Origin of the sequence: Citrobacter sp. wls718 (assembly GCF_005280945.1) — a bacterium.
Classification (GTDB): domain Bacteria; phylum Pseudomonadota; class Gammaproteobacteria; order Enterobacterales; family Enterobacteriaceae; genus Citrobacter; species Citrobacter gillenii.
Genome location: NZ_SZWV01000056.1, coordinates 1 through 24079, shown reverse-complemented (window position 1 = coordinate 24079; position 24079 = coordinate 1). Strand labels below are relative to the sequence as shown.

Sequence of the window (24079 nt, the reverse complement as noted above, 5' to 3'; positions counted from 1 at the left end):
TAAGCGTAGCGCCATCCGGCAGTTAACGAAGATTAGCGGTGTGTTTTCCCCGGCATCCGCGGGTCGTCTTTGTATTCCGCGGTGGCTATCCAGGCGGCGCAGAACAGGGTCAAACGGGCGAAGAAGTAGAAGAAAGCCATTAGACCTAATACCGAGCCAAACGCCGCGCCTGATGGGGATTGCACCAGCGACGGCAGCGTGTAAGTCATAATAATTTTGATTGCTTCAAAGCCAAAGGCCGCAATAAAGGTACCGCGAATGAGCGCCTTCTTACGTGGGCGATGACGCGGGAGTCGCCAGAAAATCCAGAAGAACAATAGATAGTTGGCGAAAATAGAGATCGCCAGGCCGATCAGTCGCCAGGCGGGTTTCAGCCAGTCAATACCATCGAGGTACAGGGCCGAGATTATCATCTGCTGGGCGGAACCGGCGATGGAGGTAATTGACAGGGTGACAATCAGCGCAATCAGTAATCCAATCAGCGAGACAAAATCGCGCAGATATTTGACCCAGATTTTCTCCTGATCCTGCGGCGTGCGTTCCCAGACATCACGCGACTGGGCGCGAATGGCCTCGCGCAGGTTTCCCATCCAGTTAACCCCGGAGTAAAGGGCGATACCCAGCCCGACCAGCCCGACGGTGGTACGTTGCTGAACGGCGGTATTGATGGTGTTTTTCAGCGTGGATGCCAGCGTCGGATCGCTGACGTTGGCCAGGATTTTACTGAAGATATCCTGCAATAACGTGGGGTGCGACGCGAGAATAAAACCGGCGGCAGCGAACGATACCATCAGGATAGGGATCATCGACAGGAACGAGAAATAGGTGATTGCCGCGCCAAACTGGTTTCCCATCCGGTCATTAAAACGTTCTGCGGCGCGGATAAGGTGGGCGATCATGGGCTGGCGTTGAACGCGTTCCGCCAGAGTCAGGGCTGTTTTCAGCGCCTGATGGGTCTTATTGTTGGTTTCTGTCTGGTCACGCTCTGGGGTGTCAATTTTGGCGATCGGCGCGTGCTCAAGTTCCTGAATGGGGCGTTTTACATCTTTTTCCTGCGTCATCAGGGCGGTAGTCCTTATTCTGTGCATTCACAGGACAGTATAGCGCGTCAGTCCACATAGTCTTTCATCACGCCGGTCAGCCATTCCATAAACAGGTGGACCCGGCGGGAGAGATTACGGCGATGTGGATACAGCAGAGAAACCGGCATCGGTTCGGCGCGATACTGCGGTAAGACTTCAACCAGCGTACCGGCGCGCAATGCCTCACGTACACCCACGCGTGGGACCTGAATGATGCCCAACCCGGCAAGACAGGCCGCATGATAGGTTTCGGTACTGTTCACCGTCAGCATGCCGCCGGTTTTTATCCAGCGGGGCCCGTTGTCGGTCGCTATTTCAAAGCCCTGCGAACGGGTACCCAGATTTACCGCGTAATGCACCACCGCATGCGAGGCCAAATCGTCTAGGCTTTCGGGATAACCAAAACGGGCCAGATACTGTGGGCTGGCGCAGTTAATCTGCGTTAATTTCCCCAGCGGGCGGGCAATCAGCCCTGAATCTTTCAGCGCACCCACGCGCACCACGCAGTCGAAACCCTCACGGATTAAATCCACCAGACGGTCGCTGCTGCTGAGTTCTAGCTCAAGTCCCGGATACTGATGCAAAAAGGCAGGCAGGCGGGGCATCACCAGATTTCTGGCCACACCAACCGGCATATCGATCCGCAGTTTACCGCTGATGCTGGTGGGATCGTGATGAAAAAGTCCGTCCAGCTCATCCAGATTGCTCAACAGATCTTTCGCACGTTCGTAATAGATCATCCCGTCCTGGGTCAGTTGAACGCGACGGGTGGTGCGATGCAGCAACTGGGTACCCAGATGATTTTCCAGCGCCTGGATTTGTCGCGATACGCTTCCCTTAGGCAGTCCGAGGGTGTCGGCCGCACGCGAAAAACTCTCCAGTTCTGCGACGCGGAGGAACAACTGCATTGCGTGAATTTTATCCATCTCTCTGCCCTATTGTTGTTCCCAAGGAAACAGTAATGCGCAATTCGACATATTTATTGTTTTTCTAACACCTAATAAGCTTTATCTCAATCTTCACAACGCCTGAAATGAGGTTTCTTATGACGCAACGTATTGTATTGGTGACCGGCGGCGGTCGTGGACTGGGGAAAAACGCGGCGCTTAAGCTGGCGAGTAAAGGAATGGGCATCATTCTGACGTGGAACAGCAATGAAAAAGAAGCTCAACAGGTGGTGGATGATATTCACCAACTTGGCGGCAAAGCAGCAGCATTGCCGCTGAATGTCGGCGATATTTCAACGTTTCCGCGCTTTGTTGAACAAATGCAGGAGACGCTGCAAACCCAGTGGCAATGTACGATGTTTGATTATTTATTGAACAACGCCGGGATCGGCATAACTGCGCCGTATTCTGCCTTCACCGAAGCGCAGTTTGACCAGCTTTTGAACATCCAGTTTAAAGGGCCTTTTTTCCTGACGCAGAGCCTGTTGCCGCTGATAAACCAAGGGGGCAGGATCCTCAATGTGTCGACCGGGCTGTCGCGTTTTGCCCTGCCAGGCTACAGCGCCTATGCCGCCATGAAAGGCGCGATGGAAGTGCTGACCCGCTATCAGGCAAAAGAGTTGGGGGAGCGCGGTATTACGGCGAACATTATTGCGCCCGGCGCGATTGAAACCGATTTTGGCGGCGGGAGCGTGCGGGACAATGCGCAGCTGAATGCATATATTGCCTCGCAAACCGCATTGGGACGTGTCGGGCTGCCGGATGATATTGGTGATGCCATCGCTGCGTTGCTTAGTGATGACCTGGCGTGGATGACCGCGCAGCGCATTGAGGTCTCTGGCGGGATGTTCCTGTAAACCCGTCCCGTGCTTATTCGATCACTGACTCCGATTAAATAAGCACTTCATGCTATATTATTTTTTGTAACATATTTCCCTGATATGCCATGTTCCTTATTTTTGGTGAAAAACATAGACTCTGATTAATTAATATTACTTGGCGAGAGGCGTGCGCTAATAATAAGGAATTCCTTAATTCAGAGTCTTTATATGACCTCTTTATGTAATCCTTTTGTTTGAGCTGTAACTATTCATAACTTCTGCTTCTCTCTTCTTCTTTCATCGGTAGAATGGCCCCTGCCAAATGGTGAGTTCTTATTTTACCCCATGGGTAATACCCTTCCGCGTGTTAAGGCCAATATCTTATTCAGACGGAGAGAAGTAATGCAGGTAATAATGTTTGACAGGCAGTCAATATTTATTCATGGAATGAATGTCAGTTTACAAGAAAATCTTCCAGGAGTGGATGTTCAGGGTGTCAGTCAGGCAGATGATCTTTGGCAAAAGCTGGAAGACAATCCCAATGCGTTGGTTATGCTTGATGGCGATCTTGGTAGTGAGTTTTGCCGTGAACTGCTCCAACAACTCGCGCAACGCTATGCGACGGTAAAAGTACTGATCACCGCCACAGATTGCCGTAAAAAATGGCTGCAGGAGGTGACACAGTTAAACGTGCTGGCCATTGTGCCGCGCGAAGCTGACGCAGAAACATTCGCGCTGGCGCTCAATAGCGTGGCAATGGGCATGATGTTTTATCCCAGAGATTGCTTAACTCCAACCGCGTGCGGTAGCCAAAATATAAAAGCACTAAGTTCGCGTCAGCGCGAGATCTTGACCATGCTCGCTGCAGGGGAGTCCAATAAACAAATTGGTCGTCTGTTAAATATCAGCACCGGGACGGTAAAAGCGCATCTGGAGTCGCTGTATCAGCGTCTGGAGGTAAAAAACCGTACCCAGGCGGCGATGATGTTAAACGAAGTACATTAATCAACGCTTATTTCACAGTCAGATCGTCTCTGGCTGTGAAATATGAGCAGGCCACATTTCTGATGCGCAAAACCGGGTTATCCCCACGCTAAACATCCACGCAATTAATGCTTCCAGCTGAAACAGATCGTTCAGTTGCGGCAATTTCGCCTGGATTAATTCCTCGTAAGCGTAGAGATCCATGAGCAGCAGCGTTTCTGCCTGTGCTACTGAAATTTGGCTCGTGAAGGTTTCACCTACGGTGATTTCATGCCCGTAGCCAATGACCCAGACCCCGCGTTCATCCTGATATTTTTCCAGCGACAATCCCTGTCCTTGTTTAATAAAGGCGATACAGGCGGGCGTAAAATGTGATGAATGGCGGTACATACTGATTTCTCTGCAAAGAGAACCATTCTAGAGCAAACCTTCCGTTATGGTACCTGCCATACAGCCCGTTTTTTCAGTAAGACGCCTTATGACGCGCGGAGCGGATATTCGTGCTTTAACAGGCCGAAAATCCAGTCATCGTGCCAGGTTTGATGCAGCCAATAGCTTTCGCGCAGTGTACCTTCGAGAATAAATCCCGTCTTTTCCAGCAGACGTCGAGACGCATAATTGCCGGCGGTGACGCAGGCCGTCATACGGTGTAGCCCGCCGGTTGTAAACGCGAAATCACACACGGCATGCAAAGACTCCGCGCCATAGCCTTTACCTTGCGCTTCGGGCGCGAGCAGAAACCCCACTTCGGCACACTCATTATTTTCGTGAACATATCCGGTGACGCCGAGCGGCGTTCCCGAGTCGTTATCGCACATGACCAGGCATAGCCAGTGTGGGCTTCCGGGAGACCATTCGGCTAAACGCGAGTCGAATATTGTCCGTACGTCTTGTTCAGAGCGCGCATCAGAGACATAGTGCATTACGCTAGGATCCTGCTGTAATGCTAAGAAAAAATCCCAATCAGACGCCGTCAGCGGGCGGCAGGTCAGTCGTGGTGTTTTTAACACGGGCACAGGCTTATCTCCTGGGTAATTTTCAATGATTACGAGGTCATCACTGTAAAACACATTCATTTGTTATATGAATGTGTTTCAGTTTGCACCGGCCCGTTTTAATACGGCGTCGCGTTTATAAAAAGAGCAATAAAGACCATTGTGAGGCCGTACCGTTACGGCCCTTTTAGGGATGATAATGACCAATAGCGCATTACCGGCGACATGTACGCCATTTGAACACTGTTTGGGGATCATCCGCCAGGCATCGGTGGAAATCCTGTTGTTGTTAGGTGTGCATGTTGCAGAGGGAAAAGACCCGCGCTGGTTTCTGGAACAGCTCGACCAGGCTCGCCTGAATCTGGGTGGCTGGGGGGCGGTAGCCAGACGATTGCAGATGAACGATGCGCAATTAAGCCAGTTCACCCTGCGGTTACGCCATCTTCAGCAAAACGTTCCCCAGTATGAAAGTGGTCAGGATGTCAGTGAAAACCAGCTCATTTCTGCGCTGCGTTTTGTCGCGTCTCTGGAGCAACTGCGCCAGCTTCAGCCGATCCTGCACTATCAAACCGATATTGAAAGTGGAGGACAGGAGGCGCAGCTGCAAGCGCAGAGCCAACTTCGTGCTATAGAGTTAACCCTCAAAGCCCTTGTCGCAAGGGTATGGCCGGACCAGCATCCGCTCAACAGCTTCCTGAAACAGCACTTCGGTGCTGACCGGCTACGCCGCTGGCTTAAGCTGGGTGAGGGGCGTGATGCGCTGGACGGCATGTTGTTTAGCGAGCTGGCGCTGATGGTGGTCGATAAGAAACTGTTCGTGCGCCACTTTACCCAGATTTTTAATGACACTTCGGTACTCACGCTGTTTGTCGAACCGCGCTTAACGCTGCGCATGTTTCTTGATGATTGCCGGATAGCACGTAATAGCGTCATTGCTCAGCAGCCGCTGACCTCGGTACAGCTGATGTTGTTAAAGTATCAGTACCGACAAATTACCCACCCCGTGCAGCGGGCGTTTGAAGAACGTCGTGTCCGCATCAATCCCGCATCGTATCTGGAATCTGATGAGGGTCTCGTTCGCCAGTTCTGGGAAACGGCAAAGCAAAAGGCTGAACAGACCGGGGATGATAAACACGAAATTGCCGACAGCATTGACCCACCAGAAAAGCGAGCGCAGCGTACGGCTGAAGAGCGTGAGCAGCTGATTTCCAACATGCTGTGGATCGCCGTTGGCGCGATGGTGCTGGCAATATCGCTGGGCGCATTCTGGTTATTTAGCTCGCCTGCGCCGCGGGTGACCGCCGGTCAATCGGTTGAAATCATACAAGAGGAACCGCGACGTGATGCACCTTCCGCACGGGAAGCCGTGACCCGCATGGGCATTTCGTGGGATGCGTTTACCATGCGGGCGGCTATCGATCGCAATGATACCCGCATTACGTCATTGTTTTTACAAGGCGGGATGGACTGGAAGCTGGCATGGACGGAGCAGGCGTTCTCTGCGGGCAATACTGCTGTGCTGAAGCTGTTGTTGCGCTATCCCTCGCAGATGGATGAAACCCAGCCCTGTCAGCAGTTTATGAGTACGCTAAGTCATGCGATGTCGAACGGCGCATCGCTGACGTCGCTGCATAAAAGCTATCTGCAAAGTTTTTGTGCTAAACCGGACGTTGTCGCGCGCCAACGGTATGACGCCGAGCAAGCCGAACGACGCGCTCGCGCGGAGCCAAACGCCGAAAACAAGAAATGGCAGAAAATTCATACCGCGCTGTATGACGCCATTAACTGACGGCCTGATAAGCAACGTCCTGTCAGACCGTTACGGCTCGCCGTAGAGACCGATTAATCGGCGCACGACGCCGTTGGTCCAGCCAAAGCCATCCTGCAACGGGTACTCGCCGCCGCCGCCTTCACGCGGCGTGCCGTCGGCGATATGGTACTTCTCGATAAGCTTATGGTGCTCCTGATAAAAAAGGTTAACCGTTTTCAACCAGTTGCGGGCAATCTCATCTCCCAGGTGGTCGTCACCGTACAGCTTGAAGCCCTGAATCGCCATCCACTGCAGCGGTGCCCAGCCGTTGGGTTTATCCCACTGTTCACCGGTTTCGTATTCCGTCGCCATAATACCCCCGGGGGTTAACAGACGGCTGCGTACGGCATTAGCGAGGCGGTCGGCTTGTGCATGGGTTGCCATACCGACATACAGCGGCACGATACTGGCGGCGGAGAAGAGGGCCATCTCTTCGCGTCGCCAGTCATAATCCCGATAACAGCCGTTTTCATCATCCCATAGAAAGTGGTCCACGGCGGCGCGGCGGTTGGTGGCTTTCTGGCGAAACAGAGCCTCGGTTTCGCGATCGCCTTTCAGTGCCGAAATGTTTGCAATGGTGCTTTCCAGTTTGTACAGGAAGGCGTTGAGATCAATGGGGATGAACTGGGTGGTGCGGATGCTGGCAAGGCGGCCCGCATCGCGCAGCCAGCGTGAGGAGTAATCCCAGCCGGAAGCCGCACCGGCACGCAAATCCCGGTACACCTCATTCGGCGGTCGGCCAGAATGCTTGGCCGTTTCGACGTCTTCGATCCACGATTCATCGCGCGGGGTATCACGATCGTCCCAATAACGGTTGAGCAGAGAACCATCCGGCATTCTGATGACATGACGGTACGCCTGGTTTAACGCCAGGGAATCTGCGCCATCCATCCAGAACGCGTATTCCATTTTGAGATGATCCAGATAACGCCGCGCGCCGCGCACGCCATCTTCTTCAAACAGTTCCACCATCAGTGCAAACACCGGCGGCTGAGAGCGACTCAGGTAGTAGGTCCGATTACCGTTCGGGATATGGCCATAGTTTTCAATCATCCAGGCAAAGTTATCCGCCATACATTTCAGCAGATCCCCCCGACCGCTCTCCGCCAGACCGAGCATAGTGAAGTAGGAATCCCAGTAGTAGGTTTCGCTAAAACGTCCGCCCGGCACAATATACGACTGCGGCAGCGCCAGCAGCGAGGACCAGGGAATGTGATCCTGCGGTTCGCGTGTCAGCACTGGCCACAGCTGGTCAATATGCTCTTTCAGAGAGTCCTGCGGGTTGGAAACGTACTCACTCGACGGGGTCTCGGGGAGCCAGAAATGGTTCTCAACAAAGCGCTGCAGGTCAAAGTCCCGGTGCCGCTTAACCTTGCGATAGCGGATCAAAATGTCCAGCGGGTCCATTTTGGGTGCGCAGTCGGGGAAGGTTTTGCTGTCGGCAAACAGCTTTGACGACTGAACATGTTCGAACAGTTCGAGGTAACGATCGGCGGGCGTTAACGCATCTGAGGCAGGCAGCCCTTCAATCATCTCCGGCTCAGGCTCTGCCTCAATCATTTCATCCAGCTTTAACTCGCACGGATCCATTTCATAAAGCAGATCGAGGTCGATCGTCAGTTCTTCTGAAGGGGCGTGGGGTAGTTTCTGGTTGAGCATAATGAGAAAGACCTCCGGTAAAGAGATGGTGAAAGGAAACGGCTATTGCCCGGCTGTCTGTTAAGCGTAGACATTCGCTTCGGTGTCGGGTGAGTAAAGCGTGCGGTTGATCACGTTCTTATGTTTTTTAATATTTAAAAAATAAAACTATCTTAATGATAATAATGAAGAATTACTGGTCTTGTGCGATCTGTATATTTTCCATTTTCAGAACATTCGATTGCAACGAGGTGTGAACAGAATCAGCTAACATCCGATCCCTGTAATAGGTGCAGGCTATTCTAATGATAGTTCTGGCCCATGTAATTGATTGATACTTATCAAAATAATACTCCACTTATTTTCTATGATGGTCAAGTCTGACAAAGACTGCGCATTAATTATTTCAATTTTCTGGGTCACAATAACTCACAACGGTGAGGGTAAAATAATGAAAATCATTACCCGTCTTACCGCGATTGCCATAACAGGCATCGTAATTTGTTATTTTGGATTATCCGGTTATGTGTGGTATCACGATAATCAACGTAGCAAACAGGCTGATGTTCAGGCCTCTACGCTGGAAGCCAATAATAAGGTATTAGGATTTTTACGCGAAAAGGGATGTGATTATTGTCACACGCCTTCAGCTGAATTACCTTTCTATTCTTCCTTTCCCGTCGCTAAACAATTGATGAATTATGACATTCAATTAGGATACAAATCATTCAATCTTGAAGCTGTTCGTGCCGCGCTGGTTGCGGATAAACCCGTTTCGCAAAGTGATTTGAATAAAATTGAATGGGTGATGCAGTATGACACCATGCCACCAACGCGTTATACCGCGCTGCACTGGGCCGGTAAGGTCAGCGATGCTGAGCGAGAAGACATTCTTGGCTGGGTAGCCAAACAACGTGAGCAGTACTACGCCAGCCGTGATACCGCCACGCAGCATCGCAATGAGCCCGTACAGCCAATACCGGAAAGTATTCCGACTGATGCCCGCAAAGTGGCGCTGGGCTTTACGCTGTATCATGACCCGCGCATTTCTGGCGACAGCACGATCTCCTGTGCGCACTGCCACGCCTTAAACGCAGGCGGTGTGGATGGCAGGAAAACGTCAATCGGTGTCGGTGGCGCCGTTGGACCGATTAATGCACCGACGGTGTTTAACTCGGTCTTTAACGTGGAACAATTCTGGGACGGTCGCGCACCAACATTGCAGGCGCAGGCGGGTGGTCCACCGTTAAACCCGATTGAAATGGCGTCGAAATCCTGGGATGAAATTATCCAGAAGTTAGATAAAGACCCGGTGCTGAAGCAAGAATTTATCACCGTTTATCCTCAGGGATTCAGCGGGGACAATATTACCGATGCGATTGCTGAGTTTGAGAAAACGCTGATTACGCCAAATGCACCGTTTGATAAATGGCTGCGGGGTGATGAAAGCGCGTTAACGGCTCAGCAAAAACATGGCTATCAATTATTTAAGGAAAATAAATGTGCCACCTGCCATGGCGGTATTATTTTAGGCGGGCGTTCATTTGAACCCTTAGGCTTGAAAAAGGACTTTAATTTTGGTGAGGTCACTGCCGTAGATATTGGTCGAATGAACGTCACCAATGAATTACGAGATAAGCTGCGCCAGAAAGTCCCTGGATTACGCAACGTTGCACTGACTGCGCCTTATTTCCACCGGGGAGATGTGCCAACCCTCGACGGCGCGGTAAAACTGATGCTGCGTTATCAGGTCGGCAAAGAACTGCCGCAAAAAGATATCGACGATATCGTGGCGTTCCTTGAAAGCCTCAACGGGATCTATACGCCGTATATGCAGGATAAGTGATTAATACAATGCCGAAGGGCGACTGATGCTTTATCTGGCCTACATATTACGGTGTTTGTAGGCCGGATAAGGCATTAGCTGCCATCCGGCATTTATAGTATTAACGCATGGTGACAAATTCTTCCGACGCGGTCGGGTGAATAGCGACTGTGTTGTCGAAGTCTTTCTTGGTCGCGCCCATTTTCAGTGCCACGGCAAAGCCCTGCAGCATTTCGTCCATGCCAAAGCCGATGCCGTGAATACCGACAATCTTCTCTTCCGGACCCACGCACACCAGCTTCATACGGCACGGCTGACGGTGTGTGGTGACAGCGGTATACATCGCGGTAAACGATGATTTATACACTTTCACCTGATCATCGCCGTGCTGCTCGCGCGCCTGTTGCTCGGTTAAGCCGACGGTGCCAATTGGCGGATGGCTGAAGACCACGGTCGGGATGTTGCTGTAGTCCAGATGTTCGTCCGGCTTGTTGTTAAACAGACGTTCGGACAGGCGACGACCCGCGGCAACGGCAACCGGCGTTAATTCAACGGCACCGGTGTTATCGCCCACGGCGTAAATTCCTGGAACGCTAGTATTCTGGTATTTATCAACGATGATGTAGCCTTTTTCGTTGGTTTTCACGCCAGTAACCGCCAGGTTAAAGTTATCGGTTGCCGGTTCACGGCCAATCGCCCAGATCAGGCAATCCACGGTCTGGCTACGACCATCTTCCAGCTCCAGGGTCAGGCTGCCATCTGCATTTTTAACCACCGCTTTTGGAATCGCGTGTGTATGCAGGGTCGGGCCTTCGGCATTCATTACCTCAACCAGCGTGTCGACGATCATCGGGTCAAAGCTGCGCAGCGGCGCGTGTTTACGCACGAACAGATGTGTTTCTGCGCCCAGGCCGTTAATCACGCCAGCCAGTTCAACGGCGATGTAACCTGCACCAACTACCGCAACGCGCTTCGGCAGGGCCGGCAGTTCAAAGAAACCGTCGGAATCAATACCGTATTCCACGCCTGGAATGTTCGGGTGGCTCGGGCGGCCGCCGGTGGCAATCAAAATATGATCGGCGGTGATGGTTTCACCGTTTACTTCAATGGTCTTGGCATCAACGAAGCGGGCAAAACCTTTGATCACATCGACATTATTTTTACCCAGTACGTTGTCGTACGAGGTGTGAATGCGGTCGATATAGGCGGTACGGGTGGCAATCAGCTTGTCCCAGTCGAATTTATTGATGGTGGTATCGAAGCCGTAGTCCGGGCCGTACATATGGATCGCTTCACGAACCTGTGCGGCATGCCACATCACTTTCTTCGGTACACAGCCAACGTTGACGCAGGTACCGCCCAGTTCTTTGGCCTCAATCAACGCGCATTTCTGACCGTACATGGCCGCGCGGTTAATGGAGGCGATACCGCCGCTGCCGCCGCCGATAGCGATGTAATCATAGTGTTTGGTCATGACCGCTCCTTCATGTTCATTGTAGGGCGGAGAAGCGTTATGCCTTCCGCCAAAATATTCGCGATTGTATACCTGAAATCAAAAGGTTCCACCGATGGCTGCGATTACTCCGGTACGATCCAGCTTACCGAGGTATGTCCGGTTCCCGCCGGAACCAGTTTGCGGTGCAGCCATGGCAGCACATTGTTCATTTGCTGTTCCAGCTTCCACGGTGGGTTAACCACAATCATGCCGGACGCCGTCATGCCGCGTTGATCGCTGTCCGGACGAACCGCCAGCTCAATTTGCAGGATGCGGCGAATGCCGGTCGCTTCCAGCTCTTTGGTCATGCGTTTGATTTGCTGGCGCAGGACTACCGGATACCACAGGGCATAGGTGCCGGTTGCGAAACGCTTATAGCCTTCGTGGATACCGGCCACTACCGCCTGGTAGTCGGTTTTAATTTCGTACGGCGGATCGATGAGGATCAGCCCGCGACGGGAGACGGGTGGTAATTTCGATTTCAACTGCTGATAGCCGTCGGCTTTTGCCACGCGCGCGCGCTCATCTTTCTGGAATTCGGAGCGCAGCAGCGGAAAATCGCTCGGGTGCAGTTCGGTTAGCTGCAGGCTGTCCTGCGCGCGCAGCAACTGGCGGGCAATCAGCGGAGAGCCTGGGTAGTAGCGCAGTTGACCGCTACGGTTGAAATGATTCACTACGCTGATGTACGGCTCGAGTTCTGCCGGCAGGTCGTCCTGCTGCCAGATGCGGGCGATGCCTTCCAGATACTCACCGGTACGTTCAGCACGTTCACTGCTCAGCTGATAACGGCCCGCACCGGCGTGGGTGTCCAGATAGAGAAACGGTTTATCTTTCTCTTTGAGCGACTCGATGATCAGGCTCTGAACCGTGTGTTTAAGGACGTCGGCGTGGTTGCCTGCGTGATAACTGTGGCGATAACTGAGCATGGGTAAACGTGTTCCAGGTTGTAAACGTAGGCCCGATAAGCTGCGTACCATCGGGCGAAAATAGAGCGTATCGCCACAGTATACAGAAAAGTCGTCACTGCCGCGAAAGCGCAACGCCTGGCATTGAAATCCTCTACACTTAACCCCATTCTACAAATAATATGCACAGCGCCGGATGCGCGCTTCATTCACTCTTTTCTACAGGACTGCGCTAATGACCAATCCATTGCTGACTCCCTTCGAACTGCCGCCGTTTTCCAAAATTCAGCCGGAGCATGTTGTACCCGCCGTCACTAAGGCGCTGAACGACTGCCGCGAAAACGTCGAGCGCGTGGTTGCGCAGGGGGCGCCATATACCTGGGAAAATCTTTGCCAGCGGCTGGCGGAAGTGGACGATGTCCTGGGGCGTATCTTCTCTCCGGTCAGCCATCTGAACTCGGTGAAAAACAGCCCGGAACTGCGCGAAGCCTACGAACAAACGCTGCCGCTGCTGTCTGAGTACAGCACCTGGGTTGGGCAACATGAAGGCCTGTACCAGGCGTACCGCGATCTGCGTGAAGGTGACCATTACGCCACTCTGAATACCGCGCAGAAAAAAGCCGTCGATAACGCCCTGCGTGACTTTGAGCTTTCTGGTATCGGCCTGCCGAAAGAAAAACAGCAGCGCTACGGTGAAATCGCGACCCGCCTGTCTGAACTTGGCAACCTGTACAGCAACAACGTGCTCGACGCCACCATGGGCTGGACCAAACTGATCACCGACGAATCTGAGCTGGCTGGCATGCCGGAAAGTGCGCTGGCGGCAGCAAAAGCCCAGGCCGAAGCCAAAGAGCAGGAAGGTTATCTGCTGACGCTGGATATCCCGAGCTATCTGCCGGTGATGACCTACTGCGACAACCAGGCATTGCGTGAAGAAATGTACCGCGCCTACTCCACCCGTGCGTCCGATCAGGGGCCCAATGCGGGCAAATGGGACAACAGCCCGGTGATGGAAGAGATCCTCGCGCTGCGCCACGAGCTGGCTCAATTGCTGGGCTTTGAAAGCTATGCCTTTAAATCTCTCGCCACTAAAATGGCCGAGAACCCGCAGCAGGTGCTCGACTTCCTGACCGATCTGGCAAAACGTGCCCGTCCGCAGGGTGAAAAAGAGCTGGCCCAGCTGCGCGCCTTCGCCAAAGCAGAGTTTGGCGTTGATGAGCTGCAGCCGTGGGATATCGCCTACTACAGCGAGAAACAGAAACAGCACCTGTACAGCATCAGCGACGAGCAGTTGCGCCCGTACTTCCCGGAAAACAAAGCCGTAAACGGCCTGTTCGAAGTGGTTAAGCGTATTTATGGCATCACTGCCAAAGAGCGTACCGATGTTGACGTCTGGCACCCGGAAGTGCGTTTCTTTGAGCTGTATGACGAACACAACGAACTGCGCGGCAGCTTCTATCTGGATCTTTATGCGCGTGAAAACAAGCGCGGTGGGGCATGGATGGACGACTGCGTCGGGCAGATGCGTAAAACAGACGGCACGCTGCAAAAACCGGTCGCTTACCTGACCTGCAACTTTAACCGTCCGGTCAGCGGCAAGCCGGCGTTGTTTACCCACGATGAAGTGATTACCCTGTTCCACGAGTTCGGTCACGGCCTGCATCATATGCTGACCCGCATCGAAACGGCCGGTGTTTCCGGTATCAACGGTGTGCCGTGGGATGCTGTCGAACTGCCAAGCCAGTTTATGGAAAACTGGTGCTGGGAGCCGGAAGCGCTGGCGTTTATCTCCGGTCACTATGAAACCGGTGAGCCGCTGCCTAAAGAACTGCTGGATAAAATGCTGGCGGCGAAAAACTACCAGGCGGCGCTGTTCATCCTGCGTCAGCTGGAGTTCGGCCTGTTCGACTTCCGTCTGCACGCTGAGTTTAACCCGCAGCAAGGGGCGAAAATTCTCGACACCCTGGCGGAGATTAAAAAGCAGGTTGCCGTGGTGCCGGGCCCAACATGGGGTCGCTTCCCGCACGCTTTCAGCCATATTTTTGCCGGGGGTTATGCGGCGGGATATTACAGCTATCTGTGGGCTGACGTGCTGGCGGCGGACGCCTTCTCCCGCTTTGAAGACGAAGGGATTTTCAACCGTGAAACCGGCCAGTCGTTCCTCGATAACATCCTGACCCGTGGGGGTTCCGAAGAGCCTATGGAGCTGTTCAAACGCTTCCGTGGCCGTGAACCGCAACTGGATGCGATGCTGGACCATTACGGCATCAAGGGCTGAAGACTGGCGTGAAAATTTGTTTACTGGATGAAACGGGCGCCGGAGACGGCGCCTTATCTGTTCTGGCTGCTCGCTGGGGACTGGAACACGATGAAGACAATCTGATGGCGCTGGTGATGACACCGGCGCATCTGGAACTGCGCAAGCGCGATGAACCCAAGCTCGGCGGCATCTTCGTTGATTTTGTCGGCGGGGCGATGGCCCACCGGCGCAAATTTGGCGGCGGTCGCGGTGAAGCGGTGGCGAAAGCCGTTGGCGTGAAAGGCGATTATCTGCCGGACGTGGTGGACGCGACGGCCGGGTTGGGACGCGATGCGTTCGTGCTGGCCTCCGTGGGCTGTCGCGTACGGATGCTGGAACGTAACCCGGTAGTGGCGGCGTTGCTCGACGATGGCCTGGCGCGCGGTTATGCCGATGCGGAAATTGGCCCGTGGTTGCAGGCGCGTTTGCAGTTAATTCATGCATCCAGCCTGACGGCGCTCACCGATATCACCCCACGCCCGCAGGTGGTATACCTCGACCCGATGTTCCCGCATAAGCAGAAAAGCGCGTTGGTGAAAAAAGAGATGCGCGTGTTTCAGTCGCTGGTGGGGCCGGATTTAGATGCCGATGGCCTGCTGGAGCCTGCGCGCCAGTTAGCCACTAAACGCGTGGTGGTCAAGCGCCCGGACTATGCCCCGCCGCTGGCGGAGGTGGCAACGCCGAACGCGGTGGTGACCAAAGGGCACCGGTTTGATATTTATGCCGGAACTCCGTAGGCCGGATAACACGCGTCGCGTCGCCATCCGGCATGGTTTGCTGCCCGATGGCGCTGCGCTTATCGGGCGTACGCGCAGCCTTGCGAGTACGCTGACATCCGGCAATATCAATTACACAAACGGTGCCAGCGGGTCGGCAATCTCAAAGGCGACCGCACGGTCCGCTTTCGGTGGATAAATCAGCTCGCTGACGATTGAACGCTTCAGTTCCTTCGCCTCTGCGCGCGTCAGTTTCACCTGCTGATCCCAGCCTTCGCTGTACACCGCGCCCCACGCGCCCAGATCCAGACAGGTGACGTAGTTTTCCTGGCGATAGGGCAGTGGCATCACATCTAACAGGCTGGCAGCGGCATTGTTCCCGGCGAATTTACCCAACAGAATCGCGTGCTGGCAGGTCATTAAGGCGTGGTTGCCTTTGTCATCAGTGGCGGCCCAGGCGACATCACCCGTCGCGTAGATATCCTCGTGGCCCACAACCTGAAGATGCGCATTCACATGCAGACGGCCCTGACGATCGCGCGGGGCGTCGATCTGTGCCGTTAAGCCGTTTGCCTGCACGCCGACCGTCCAGATAACGGTTTGTGATGTAATCGTCTGCCCGTCTTTCAGCGTCACGCCGGACGCATCCACGCTTTCGACTTCTGCATTGACCCGCCATTCCACACCCAGTTCAGCGGAGGCTTCGGCGATCACATCGCGCAGCTCCTGGCTCCAGCGTGCACCCGGTTGCGGGCCGCGTTCAACTACGACAACTCTGGTCTTAGCATCAGCGCCGAGAATGTCGCGCAGGCGACCCGGTAATTCCAGAGCCATTTCGATCCCGGTAAAGCCGCCGCCGCAGACCACCACGGTATTGCGCGCCTCGCTTTCTGGTCTGTGCGCGAGATCTTTCAGATGCTGCTCCAGTACGGTTGCGCTTTCCAGCTGATCGAGGTCGAAGGCGTGCTGCGCAGCGCCGGCAACCCTATTGCGATTAACTTCACTGCCGCTGGCCAGAATCAGCCGGTCGTAGCGGAGAAGCTGTTTTTGGCCCGTTGCGTCCGTCCAGCTCACTTCTTTAGATTGTGGAAGCAACTGGGTAACCGTGCCGCGCAGGAAGTTCACACCGGTGACATCAAACAGCGGCTGCAGTGGCGCAACCAGCGTCTGGACATCATTCTCATAAAAACGCGGGCGCACGCGCAGCTCTGGCTGCGGCGCAATAACAGTAATATCAATGGACTGCTGATGTTTATCCGCCAGTCGTGCGGCGCTTAATGCTGCCCACATACCGGCAAAACCGGCGCCCACGATCAGAATTTTTTTACGCATTGGCGTTTCTCACTGGTGACTATGAATTATTTACTCGGATTTTATTGGTCGTAGTTGAAGATTGCAATGTGATTTCCTGTAAAAACGCTTCTTTGTCTGTCGAATTGTATTTATGTATTTGATATTTAATGAATTAAATTTTATTTATGAGCGGGTGATTTCTGAGTATCTGGTATGTGCAGGCCGAAAAAGTTACAATAACTCAGATTCATTTTGGCTGAGATAAGAACATGGCATTCTACAGTTCCGGGGTTGAGTACGGCATCCATAGCCTGATGTGTATGGTTGACAGTAAGGGGGATGCGCGGGATATGAGCGTACGGGAAATTGCTGAGCTACAAAGCGTGCCGTATGACTATCTGGCGAAGATCTTCACCCGTCTGTCGAAGGCCGGACTGGTGCGCAGCAGTGAAGGAAAGGGCGGCGGTTTTCAGCTCGCCAGGCCCGCCGAGCACATCACGGTGCTGGACGTGGTCAATGCCATTGACGGCGATAAGCGCATCTTCGAATGCCGTGAAATCCGCCAGCGCTTAGCGGTCTTTGAGGAGCATCCGCCGGAGTGGGCCTGTGAAGGGATTTGCGGCGTGCGCTCAGTGATGGATATGGCGCAGCAGCGTATGGAAGAGGCGCTTGGTCAGCACACGATCCTGGATTTGGCACGTAAGATGTATCGCAAAGCACCGGATACGTTTGTCGTAGAAGTGCAGGACTGGATCGACGCACGCAAAGGATAACCACTAAAAATGCCCGATAGCGCAAGGCGTATCGGGCATAATGAATGTAGGCCGGATAAGGCAATAGCCGCCATCCGGCACGGCGTATTACTGTTCAGTACTCGGCGTATTAATCATCCGGTTCAGCCAGGGCACCATAATCGCCATCACTACCGTGACGGCCAGCGTGACCAGACCGATTTTACTAAAGACGTTGGTATAGATAGGCAGCGTCTGTAGCGGGTCAGTGATGTTTTCCGGTACCGCGGTGAACGTTGCCACATAGCCACCCATCAGGAACGCTGCAGCCTGGGTCAGGAACCACATCCCCAGAATAAAGCCCATCAGATGCTGCGGCACCAGCGCGGCGACCATGGCCAGCCCCAGGGCGCTAATCAGCAACTCACCCAGACTCTGGAAAAGATATACCAGTACAATGAACCACGGCGAGGTCAGCCCCTGCGCATCGGCAAACCACATACCCGCGGCAGCAGCGGTCAGGAAGCCCAGCGAGCACAGGAACATACCGAGCGTGAACTTCATCGGCATGGTCAGGTCTTTGCCCTTGTTGCCCAGACGGGTATAAATCACTGCCAGTACCGGGCTGGCAAGCACCACCCAGAACGGGTTCAATGCTTGGAAGCTCACCGGGTTGATGGCGAAACCGAGAATTTCATGGTGTACGTTATTGATGGCAAAGAAGTTCAGTGATGTCGGCATCTGCGCGTACAGCACGTAGAACACCACTGCTTCCAGCATCAGGATAAAGGCCACAAACATCTTATTGCGCCCGGTTTTATCCAGTTTGAATGCCTGACGGAAGAAGATGATGGTGACGATAATCGACAGGACGATCAGCACCAGGTTGGCAACTTTCACGTTGTGCATCAACCAGGCGCACACGAATATCATCACCACGGTACCGGCCAGTACACACAGCAGATTGCGGAATACCAGCGGCTTATGGTCCGGCTCAGAACCGATATCCTTCACCATGCCACGGCAGGCAAAATAGACCAGCAGTGCAACGATAAGTCCCGCGCCACACAGGTTGTAAGTCACCGCATAGCCAAACTTATCGGCAATGACCGGCGCCAGCGACAGCGACAGCAGGGAGCCGATGTTAATCGACATATAAAACAGGGTGAAGGCGCCGTCCAGTCGGGCGTCTTTTGGCGGATAGCATTTTGACAGCAAGCTGGCTGGGTTGGCTTTAAACAGCCCGTTACCTACGGCGATGGTACCCAACGCGATAAAAATCAGGTCGGGTTTCAGCAGCGACATTCCGGTCATGAAATAGCCAATGGCTAACACGATGGCGCCGAGAACCAGCGTGCGCTTGGTGCCCAACAGGTGGTCGCCAACGTAGCCACCAATGGATATCAGGCCGTACACCAGCGCAGCAAACGCACCGAAGGTGATAAACGCCTGTTCCTGAGAGAAGCCGAGTTGTTTAACAAAAAATACCGCCAGGATGCCCTGAACGCCGTAATAGCCAAATCGTTCCCATAATTCTACAAAAAAGATCATGAAGAACGGACGAGGTTGCTGCAGCAAGCCCGTAGGTGCTCGTGTATTCATATTCCTTCGCCTTTCAAAGCCATCCCGAAAAGTATGAACGCGTATTCTAAAACGCGCCGAAAAAGTCTTATTTTGTTATAGACTGCGGTGATAGGCCGCGCGGGTAGAGTATTATAGAGATAGTTTTCGATCCAATTAGTTGATCACACTAATTATGATTTATTTGTTGGATTGATGTACTGATAGGAAATAATTTTCACGCAAGGTACAAAAACAAAAACGCCCGCACAGGCGGGCGCTTACAGGCTTAAATGTTTACAGCGGGGCAGGTTACCCCCCGACAGCTAGCATTTTATGCTTCTTCGTCATCTCGCAGCGGGACAATCAACATGTCGACGTGAACGGTGTTGATCAGCTGGCGCGCAGAGGACATCAGCTTGCTCCAGAAATCCTGGTGATGGCCGCACACGACAAGATCCATATCGTATTTTTTGATGGCATCAACCAGAACCTGACCCAGATCGCCGCTACCGCTCAGGGTTTCGGTGATAGGGTAGCCTGCGTTGGTGGACAGTTCGGTTAACGCGTGATGAGTTTCTTCAGAAATGCGTTTCTGCATGTCGCCCAGATTTACGTCGATTAGCCCGGTGTACAGGTCGGAATAGTTTACGTCAACGTGGATAAGGGAAACTTTTGCATTGTAAGGCCGCGCCATAGAGACCGCTTTTTCAACCAGAACTTTGCTTTCCGGAGAAAGATCAACCGCGATGAGAATGTGTTTATAAGCCATAGTGTTACTCCTTCCATAAGTTGTCGATGACTAGCCTTCTGGCGATCGTTTGCCGCCGCGTCATCCGCATCCTGCGGACCTTACGCGCGGGGCTAGCCCAGTCGTAAAGACGTACCCTATAGGGACTATCCTTACATTATAGCGACCAGAATAATCCGTCAATCCACCTTGATTGCCAAGTAGTTAAACAAATTTTTCAGTTAATTGTATTGATAGTGATTAACCTTCTGGCAAAAAAATTAACTAATCTCCTACACTATCTAGAGAGGCGCTCGGATGCGTGACACTAACACGAGCGGTTTCGGTAGCACTCTTCACTGCATAGTTTGGTAGGGTATCGGGGAGCGGTAGTCCCGGAGAGGAACTCCGTGGGCGGGTCGCCGGGGAGGGGGTATGATAAGCACCATTGCGTTATTCTGGGCTTTGTGTGTCGTTTGCATTGTTAATATGGCGCGCTATTTCTCGTCGTTGCGCGCACTGTTAGTGGTACTTCGTGGTTGCGATCCATTGCTTTACCAGTATGTTGATGGCGGAGGCTTTTTTACCTCGCATGGGCAACCCAACAAGCAGATGCGTCTGGTGTGGTATATCTACGCTCAGCGCTATCGCGATCATCATGATGATGAGTTTATTCGCCGCTGTGAGCGCGTGCGCGGTCAGTTCATTCTCACCAGTTCGTTATGTGGGCTGGTATTAATCAGTATGGTTGCGCTGATTATCTGGCACTGAACCTGATGACAGCGTAAAAAAAAGCGGACCTGTTTGCAGGCCCGCTTTTTTATTGCGCATTCGCTTAGATAAGCTTCAGGGAGAGCCAGTACAGCCCCCCGGAAAGAATAATCGCCGCAGGCAGGGTGAAGACCCAGGCCATCAGAATGCTGGTCACTGTTTTACGCTGTAAGCCGCCACCGTCAACGACCATCGTACCCGCAACGGAAGAGGAGAGTACGTGGGTGGTGGAAACTGGCATACCGGTATAACTGGCGAGACCGATAGAGACGGCGGCCGTCATCTGCGCCGACATCCCCTGAGCATAGGTCATGCCTTTCTTACCGATTTTCTCACCGATAGTGGTTGCCACGCGACGCCAGCCAATCATCGTACCGCAGCCCAGAGCCAGCGCAACGGCCATGATGATCCACACCGGAGCGTACTCAATGGTGCTCAGCATGTCGGTTTTCAGTTTCTTCAACAGACGCTGATCGTCGTTGCTTACACCAGGCAGTTTCACGACCTTATCGGTGGTATCGGAAATGCACAGCATAATACGGCGCAGTTGTCCGCGCTGCTCAACGCTTAACTTGTCGTAGGTTTCCAGATTCGCCAGCATACCTTTCGCACGTTCCAGCGCGTTAATGGTATTAGCCGGGTGGCAATGGAACTCTGTCGTCGTCGCTGTACCTGTTTCCGTCGGTGACGGAATCAACTGGTCTACGCCGGTCGCCTGCTTGAGCAGGTCAGGACGTTGCTGGAAGAAGGTTTCGACGTTATTGATAGCATCGCGGGTACGGGTAATTTCGTAACCGGAAGCGTTCATATTCACCACGAAACCGGCAGGTGCTACGCCAATCAGTACCAGCATGACCAGACCAATGCCTTTCTGCCCGTCGTTTGCGCCATGAGAGAACGCCACGCCGATTGCGGAGAGGATCAGTGCGATACGCGTCCAGAATGGCGGCTTTTTCTTGCCGTCTTTCTTTTCACGCTCTGCTGGCGTCAGGTGAATACGGGCACGTTTTTTAGTACCGCTCCAGTAGCGACGCAGCAAAAAGATCAGGCCGCCTGCAACCACCAGGCCGACAATCGGCGAGATGATAAGAGAGGCAAAAATACCTATCACTTTCGGGATGTTAAGTGCATCCACGACCGATGTGCCGTTCATCAATGCATTGGTTAAACCAATGCCGATAATCGCGCCAATCAGCGTGTGGGAGCTGGATGCAGGCAAACCAAAGTACCAGGTACCCAGGTTCCAGATAATTGCCGCCAACAGCATAGAGAACACCATGGCAAGGCCATGTGATGAACCCATGTTGAGCAACAGATCCGTTGGCAACATATGCACGATGGCATACGCTACGCTGAGACCGCCCAGCAAAACACCAAAGAAGTTAAACACCGCAGCCATGATCACCGCCAATTGCGAACGCATGGCACGGGTGTAGATCACGGTAGCGACGGCATTGGCTGTATCATGGAAGCCGTTAATTGCTTCGTAGAACAGAACAAAAGCCAGAGCAAGCAAGAGTAAAAGCCCGGTATGTAAATCCAGGCCAGCAAACAAATGTAGCATAGGACGTTACGCCATTTTGAGGACATGAACGCGGCGCATTATCAGTGACTTTGGCGGCGCGGGCAAAGTGAAATATAGAGTTTTTTTGATTTGTCTCCTGCTTTGGTTTACCCCACTAAAGAATTATCCTATATAATTCAGACAAATACCTATTATTGGTGGTTTGGTGCTGGTGCGACCACTGAGGAATCTTTACAATTCACGCCCGCTTTTTAGAGAGGATCGCAACGTGGAAAGGTTTGATACCGTTATTATAGGCGCTGGCGCAGCGGGTATGTTCTGTGCCGCGCAGGCAGGACAAGCTGGGAGTCGCGTACTGCTCATTGATAATGGTAAAAAGCCCGGGCGCAAGATCCTCATGTCCGGCGGAGGGCGCTGTAACTTTACCAATCTTTATGTCGAACCTGCGGCCTATTTAAGTCAAAACCCTCATTTCTGTAAGTCAGCGCTGGCACGCTATACCCAATGGGACTTTATCGATCTGGTGGGCAAACACGGTATTGCCTGGCATGAAAAAACGCTCGGCCAGCTTTTTTGCGACGACTCCGCGCAGCAAATAGTCGATATGCTGGTGGCGGAATGCGAAAAAGGTAACGTGACGATGCGCTTACGTAGCGAAGTCCTGAGCGTCGCACGGGATGATGATGGCTTTACGCTGGAGCTTAACGGCGCAACCGTTGGTGCGACAAAACTGGTGATTGCCAGCGGCGGGCTTTCGATGCCGGGCCTGGGTGCGACGCCGTTTGGTTATAAAATTGCCGAACAATTTGGCCTGAATGTGCTGCCAACGCGTGCGGGTCTGGTGCCTTTTACGCTGCATAAGCCGTTACTGGAGCAGCTTCAGGTGCTTTCCGGCGTGTCTGTTCCTTCGGTCATTACCGCCGAGGACGGCACCGTCTTTCGTGAAAACCTGCTCTTTACGCACCGTGGGTTGTCAGGGCCGGCCGTTTTACAAATTTCCAGTTTTTGGCAGCCGGGCGAGTTTGTCAGCATTAATTTGTTGCCAGATGTGGATCTCGGAAGCTTTCTCGATGAGCAGCGCAGCGCGCACCCCAATCAGAGCCTGAAGAACACGCTGGCGATGCAATTACCGAAGCGACTGGTGGAGTGTTTGCAGCAGTTGGGGCAAATCCCTGACGTGACGTTGAAGCAACTTAACGTACGCGATCAGCAAACGCTGGTGGAAACACTGACCGAATGGCGCGTGCAGCCAAACGGCACGGAAGGCTATCGTACGGCAGAGGTGACGCTGGGCGGCGTCGACACTAACGAACTGTCATCGCGGACCATGGAAGCCCGTAAAGTACCGGGCCTTTATTTCATCGGCGAAGTGATGGACGTCACCGGCTGGCTGGGTGGTTATAACTTCCAGTGGGCATGGTCGAGCGCCTGGGCGTGTGCGCAGGATTTAGTCGATGTCCGAGGACAATAAAGTTGTACACAAAGCACTAAAGTTGTAACCATTCTCAAAAAACGACGCTAATGTTGTATACTTACTGAATGTGTGGTTATAGGGTTGGAGACTATAAAATGCACATATAGGTACGTATCAATGTCGTTTTTAGGGTACGATCATGGCTAGGGGTAGGCGTCTCAAATCCTATTTGGATTATGAAAATGCGCTAGGTGACGGCATAGGAGTGGGCTATGGCCAAAGTTATCAGCCCTGGCTTAGAGCTCAGGACGTTAAATCCCGTGGAAACCGTTCGATAGTCTTTGGCCTTAAGACGTTTCGAAACCATCATCTCCTTTCTTCTGTCGAAAGTAACTTTTTCTATCTGGCTGAGTTTAATGACTCGGTGATTGATATCCGGGAACAATTCCCACTCTTTCCTCTCCGGCTTACCCAACAAATAGCAAATCATCTACATTTTCAACATCCTATGGTGAGGTGATGTAGCCCCCTGAAACAC

The 24079-nt window shown here is 53.0% G+C and carries 20 protein-coding genes and 1 pseudogene; 10 read left to right on the top strand and 11 right to left on the bottom strand.

The window, feature by feature from the left end; all coding sequences use genetic code 11:
• Positions 1 to 32: 32 nt before the first annotated feature.
• Both yhjD and FDW95_RS11120 read right to left on the bottom strand, forming a co-directional pair.
• A complete protein-coding gene (gene yhjD / locus FDW95_RS11125; RefSeq protein ID WP_115257221.1) occupies positions 33 to 1061 on the bottom strand; it encodes an inner membrane protein YhjD in 1029 nt (342 codons plus the stop codon).
• Positions 1062 to 1108: 47 nt separating this feature from the next.
• The gene (locus FDW95_RS11120; RefSeq protein WP_115257222.1) at positions 1109 to 2008 is read right to left on the bottom strand and encodes a LysR family transcriptional regulator; all 900 of its coding nucleotides are present in this window, start codon (positions 2006 to 2008) and stop codon (positions 1109 to 1111) included.
• A 119-nt stretch (positions 2009 to 2127) separates the two neighbouring features.
• Between FDW95_RS11120 and FDW95_RS11115 the strand changes: the two genes are divergently transcribed.
• Both FDW95_RS11115 and FDW95_RS11110 read left to right on the top strand, forming a co-directional pair.
• The gene (locus tag FDW95_RS11115; RefSeq protein ID WP_115257223.1) at positions 2128 to 2886 is read left to right on the top strand and encodes an SDR family oxidoreductase; all 759 of its coding nucleotides are present in this window, start codon (positions 2128 to 2130) and stop codon (positions 2884 to 2886) included.
• A 366-nt stretch (positions 2887 to 3252) separates the two neighbouring features.
• A complete protein-coding gene (locus FDW95_RS11110; RefSeq protein ID WP_115257224.1) occupies positions 3253 to 3855 on the top strand; it encodes a response regulator transcription factor in 603 nt (200 codons plus the stop codon).
• A gap of 18 nt (positions 3856 to 3873) precedes the next feature.
• On the opposite strand, the gene FDW95_RS11105 is transcribed toward FDW95_RS11110, so the two are convergent.
• Positions 3874 to 4224, bottom strand: coding sequence for a lysozyme (locus FDW95_RS11105; protein WP_115257225.1), 351 nt, complete (start codon positions 4222 to 4224; stop codon positions 3874 to 3876).
• A gap of 86 nt (positions 4225 to 4310) precedes the next feature.
• A complete protein-coding gene (locus FDW95_RS11100; RefSeq protein ID WP_115259888.1) occupies positions 4311 to 4850 on the bottom strand; it encodes a GNAT family protein in 540 nt (179 codons plus the stop codon).
• Between the two features lie 178 nt (positions 4851 to 5028).
• On the opposite strand from FDW95_RS11100, the gene FDW95_RS11095 reads away from it, so the two are divergent.
• The gene (locus FDW95_RS11095) at positions 5029 to 6618 is read left to right on the top strand and encodes an STY4199 family HEPN domain-containing protein (protein WP_115257226.1); all 1590 of its coding nucleotides are present in this window, start codon (positions 5029 to 5031) and stop codon (positions 6616 to 6618) included.
• 30 nt (positions 6619 to 6648) lie between these two features.
• On the opposite strand, the gene FDW95_RS11090 is transcribed toward FDW95_RS11095, so the two are convergent.
• A complete protein-coding gene (locus FDW95_RS11090) occupies positions 6649 to 8298 on the bottom strand; it encodes an alpha,alpha-trehalase (RefSeq protein ID WP_115257227.1) in 1650 nt (549 codons plus the stop codon).
• Between the two features lie 430 nt (positions 8299 to 8728).
• On the opposite strand from FDW95_RS11090, the gene FDW95_RS11085 reads away from it, so the two are divergent.
• Positions 8729 to 10123 carry a cytochrome-c peroxidase gene (locus FDW95_RS11085; RefSeq protein WP_115257228.1) on the top strand — a complete coding sequence of 465 codons (1395 nt, stop codon included), beginning with the start codon at positions 8729 to 8731 and terminating at the stop codon, positions 10121 to 10123.
• Positions 10124 to 10223: 100 nt separating this feature from the next.
• On the opposite strand, the gene gorA is transcribed toward FDW95_RS11085, so the two are convergent.
• Together gorA and FDW95_RS11075 are read right to left on the bottom strand one after the other, a co-directional pair.
• On the bottom strand, positions 10224 to 11576 hold the full coding sequence (gene gorA / locus FDW95_RS11080; RefSeq protein ID WP_115257229.1) for a glutathione-disulfide reductase: 1353 nt from the start codon (positions 11574 to 11576) through the stop codon (positions 10224 to 10226).
• 104 nt (positions 11577 to 11680) lie between these two features.
• On the bottom strand, positions 11681 to 12523 hold the full coding sequence (locus FDW95_RS11075) for a 23S rRNA (adenine(2030)-N(6))-methyltransferase RlmJ (RefSeq protein WP_137363502.1): 843 nt from the start codon (positions 12521 to 12523) through the stop codon (positions 11681 to 11683).
• A 214-nt stretch (positions 12524 to 12737) separates the two neighbouring features.
• On the opposite strand from FDW95_RS11075, the gene prlC reads away from it, so the two are divergent.
• Positions 12738 to 14780, top strand: a complete 2043-nt coding sequence (gene prlC, locus FDW95_RS11070) for an oligopeptidase A (RefSeq protein ID WP_115257230.1) — start codon at positions 12738 to 12740, stop codon at positions 14778 to 14780.
• 8 nt (positions 14781 to 14788) lie between these two features.
• Positions 14789 to 15538: a 16S rRNA (guanine(1516)-N(2))-methyltransferase RsmJ gene (gene rsmJ / locus FDW95_RS11065; protein ID WP_115257231.1), complete on the top strand. Its 750-nt coding sequence runs from the start codon at positions 14789 to 14791 to the stop codon at positions 15536 to 15538.
• Between the two features lie 111 nt (positions 15539 to 15649).
• On the opposite strand, the gene FDW95_RS11060 is transcribed toward rsmJ, so the two are convergent.
• Entirely contained in the window at positions 15650 to 16849 is a 1200-nt protein-coding gene (locus FDW95_RS11060; RefSeq protein WP_115257232.1) for an NAD(P)/FAD-dependent oxidoreductase, read from the bottom strand.
• Between the two features lie 230 nt (positions 16850 to 17079).
• Here FDW95_RS11060 and FDW95_RS11055 point away from each other — a divergent pair, with 230 nt between their 5' ends.
• Positions 17080 to 17583 (top strand): Rrf2 family transcriptional regulator, encoded by a 504-nt coding sequence (locus FDW95_RS11055; RefSeq protein ID WP_115257233.1) that lies wholly within the window; start codon positions 17080 to 17082, stop codon positions 17581 to 17583.
• An 87-nt stretch (positions 17584 to 17670) separates the two neighbouring features.
• Here FDW95_RS11055 and dtpB read toward each other — a convergent pair whose 3' ends face one another.
• The gene (gene dtpB, locus FDW95_RS11050; RefSeq protein ID WP_115257234.1) at positions 17671 to 19143 is read right to left on the bottom strand and encodes a dipeptide/tripeptide permease DtpB; all 1473 of its coding nucleotides are present in this window, start codon (positions 19141 to 19143) and stop codon (positions 17671 to 17673) included.
• 292 nt (positions 19144 to 19435) lie between these two features.
• A complete protein-coding gene (uspA, locus tag FDW95_RS11045; RefSeq protein ID WP_003023368.1) occupies positions 19436 to 19873 on the bottom strand; it encodes a universal stress protein UspA in 438 nt (145 codons plus the stop codon).
• Between the two features lie 393 nt (positions 19874 to 20266).
• Here uspA and uspB point away from each other — a divergent pair, with 393 nt between their 5' ends.
• Positions 20267 to 20602 carry a universal stress protein UspB gene (uspB, locus tag FDW95_RS11040; RefSeq protein WP_096759190.1) on the top strand — a complete coding sequence of 112 codons (336 nt, stop codon included), beginning with the start codon at positions 20267 to 20269 and terminating at the stop codon, positions 20600 to 20602.
• 64 nt (positions 20603 to 20666) lie between these two features.
• Here the strand turns inward: uspB and pitA are convergent, their stop codons facing one another.
• Complete coding sequence (gene pitA / locus FDW95_RS11035; protein ID WP_115257235.1) at positions 20667 to 22166, bottom strand: inorganic phosphate transporter PitA; 1500 nt, start codon at positions 22164 to 22166, stop codon at positions 20667 to 20669.
• Positions 22167 to 22395: 229 nt separating this feature from the next.
• Between pitA and FDW95_RS11030 the strand changes: the two genes are divergently transcribed.
• Together FDW95_RS11030 and FDW95_RS11025 are read left to right on the top strand one after the other, a co-directional pair.
• Positions 22396 to 23598, top strand: a complete 1203-nt coding sequence (locus FDW95_RS11030; RefSeq protein WP_115257236.1) for an NAD(P)/FAD-dependent oxidoreductase — start codon at positions 22396 to 22398, stop codon at positions 23596 to 23598.
• Positions 23599 to 23740: 142 nt separating this feature from the next.
• A pseudogene (locus FDW95_RS11025) lies at positions 23741 to 24058 on the top strand (transposase); the annotation flags it as partial.
• Positions 24059 to 24079: the final 21 nt, after the last annotated feature.